The following is a 2620-nucleotide window of genomic DNA, read 5'->3' as shown; positions in this document are numbered from 1 at the left end:
GACAGGCGCATCGCAATACCAGACAGTGCCCGCGCCCGACCCCGAACCCGTCGTGTACGACACCAGCACCGAAACGCCGCCCACCAACTACGCGTCCAGATGCGGTGGCAACCTCGACCGCGACACACCCGAGCACATTACCGGAGTCCCCGGCGTCGACTGCCGGCCCCCCGCGCGGTCCGGCACCGTCACCGAGCCGCCCGTCCAGCGGCCCGAAGAACCGGCCTGCGCAGTCCGCCCCGGCATCCTCAAAACCGTGCAGAACTACCACAACGCCAACCGCAACCGCGGCGGCTACCAAGGCAACTGGGCACGCGTCCTCGCCGCGTTCGGGCACACCCCAGCAGCACCCTGGAACAATGCCACCGCACTCACCGCCGCACAAGCACGCGCCCAAGAAGCACACTGGAAAGGATGGACACCCATCCGCATCGAACTCCAACGCCTAGACGAATGCAACGGCAACTAGACCCAGCCAGCACCGGCGGAACCGGCGGGCGCGAACGGGGAACGGTCCCGCAAATCAGCACACCTGGCCCAAACTCCACATATGTGTGTTGGTTTACGGCGAAAGCCGCCCATAAAACAACGCACACGGCTCGATTTGCTAGCTTGTGTGTTGATTTATGGGCAACTCGCTCCGCAAACCAACACACATGATCGCCGCTCCGCGGGCCTGAGGCCCAGGCGGAGGCGCACGCATGACACTCGGCCATCTGGGAGGAGATCCCATCGAACGGCATGTCGCGACAGCGCTCGATCGCATCGCGGCAGGCGTTCCGCCTGCGGACATCGAGCATGCCCACCTTGATCTCAAAGAGGAGCCCGGCCGCAGAGACACACGAGGGTCGGTGGTTCTGGGCAGCATGCGCAACGAAGAAGCGGCTGCGTACTTGGCAGGCGAGATGGCCTGCATGGCGAACACGCCCGGTGGCGGGGCAATCGTCTTGGGCGTTGCTGACGACGGCGAGGTCATCGGCACGGAACTCGACACGGGATGGCTGCGGCACCGCATCTGGGAACTCACACAGCGACTGCTGACGGTCGCCATCCGGCCTGAGACGATCAACACGCGGCGACTGCTCGTGCTCACGGTTCCCGAGGCGCTTGAACCCGTCCGACACGGCAGCAGGCTGCGTTGGCGTGTCGGCGCCAACTGCGTCGAAGTCGACCCGGTGACGTGGAGGGCGCAGTCGCTCCAGCGGCTCGGCTACGACTGGTCAGCGGAGCCGTCTCAGCACACGCTCGCCGACGCACGCCCCGCTGCTGTCGACATCGCCCGTCGCTATCTGCGCGACCGCGGCACGCCGGCAGGCCGGGAACTCGCCGATGCACGCGATCGTGACCTGTTGACACGCCTGGAACTGCTCGATGCCGACGGGCGGCTCACCAACGCCGGGTCGTTGCTGTTCGTGGAGACCCCCTTCGTGGGCATCGACTACATGCGGCGGGACAGGCCCGGCGGGGACAGCCTCGAGCGGATCGAAGGGACTGGGCCGCTGGTGGAGCAGGTCTGGGAAGTCGAACGCGCCGGCCGAGCCGCGAACCGGACTATCCACATAGACCAAGGGTTTGTGCATCGACAGATCCGGGCGATACCCGAACGCGCGTTCCGCGAAGCGGTCGTCAACGGCGTGACGCACCGTGACTGGCTGGTGCCGCAACCGACGGTGGTCGAGCATGTCGGTGACACCCTGGCGGTCGTGTCCCCGGGCGGCTTCATCGGCGGGGTCTCGCCGGACAACGCGATCACCCACCCGGCTGTGCCCCGCTATCGCCGCCTCGCACAGGCTCTCGCTGCGCTCGGTCTCGCCGAGCGTCAAGGGGTCGGCATCGATCGGATGGTGACCGAGATGCTGGGCGTCGGCAGGCCTGCTCCGGTGCTCTCGCAGGTCGACGGTCCCTGTGTTCGAGTCACGCTGTCCGGCGGAGCACCTGATGCGGCAGTGGTCGCCTTCGTGTCGGCGCTGGAGCCCCCGACTGCTGCCAACGTCGACACGCTCCTGCTCTTGGAGCAGCTCAGCAGCCAAGGCTGGACCGACGCAGCGAGCGCTGCGCCCCTCCTTCAGCGTCACACCGACGAGGCTGCCCAAGCGATCGCCGGGCTGCTCGACGTGCGTGTCGATGACCAGCCGGTCATCGTCGAGGTCAAGGGCGTGCCGGCGGATCAGACAGTCGCCTGCCGTCTCTCCGACGCTGCCCGCCAACGACTCGCGCATCGACTGGCACGGCTCAGCACCCCCGCCGGGCGCGATGCAATGTTCGTGTCATGGGCCATTGAGCGGGGCCGAGTCTCGTCCACCGAAGCTGCCGACCTCGCCGACATCACGCCGGGCTATGCCAACCAAAGACTCGCAGCGCTCGCACACGACGGCGAACTCATGCCGGCTCGCGCGAAGAGAAGAGGCCGGGGATTTCACTACATCCCGTCGGCCGGGCAGCAATAAGACTCTCCGCCGCCGGCCTCGACAGCAGCATGGTGGACCCAGGGTGAATCAGGCCTCTACGCCAAGGAACTCGCCGACTGCTGCGGCGTGTCGCGGGGTCCTTCTGGTTGCGGGTTTGCTGGGGGGGGTTTGGGTTTGTGGGGCGCTGTTCGCCGGGTGGTAGCGTGGGAGCT

At 67.1% G+C, this 2620-nt stretch carries 2 protein-coding genes; both read left to right on the top strand.

Going from position 1 to position 2620, the window contains the following annotated elements:
- The coding region (locus tag OXU42_18665) for a hypothetical protein (GenBank protein MDE0031408.1) at positions 1 to 469 on the top strand (469 nt) is incomplete at its 5' end.
- A 232-nt stretch (positions 470 to 701) separates the two neighbouring features.
- The gene (locus OXU42_18660; protein ID MDE0031407.1) at positions 702 to 2447 is read left to right on the top strand and encodes a putative DNA binding domain-containing protein; all 1746 of its coding nucleotides are present in this window, start codon (positions 702 to 704) and stop codon (positions 2445 to 2447) included.
- The last annotated feature ends 173 nt before the right edge of the window (positions 2448 to 2620 follow it).

It is taken from the genome of Deltaproteobacteria bacterium (assembly GCA_028818775.1).
Taxonomy (GTDB): Bacteria; Desulfobacterota; Binatia; order UBA9968; family JAJDTQ01; genus JAJDTQ01.
Note: the sequence above shows the minus strand (reverse complement) of the source record. Positions and strands in the feature narration are given on the sequence as shown.

Bases quoted from the DNA above. Each gene is read 5' to 3' on its own strand.
- OXU42_18660 (MDE0031407.1), top strand. From the start codon at position 702: ATGACACTCGGCCATCTGGGAGGAGATCCCATCGAACGGCATGTCGCG.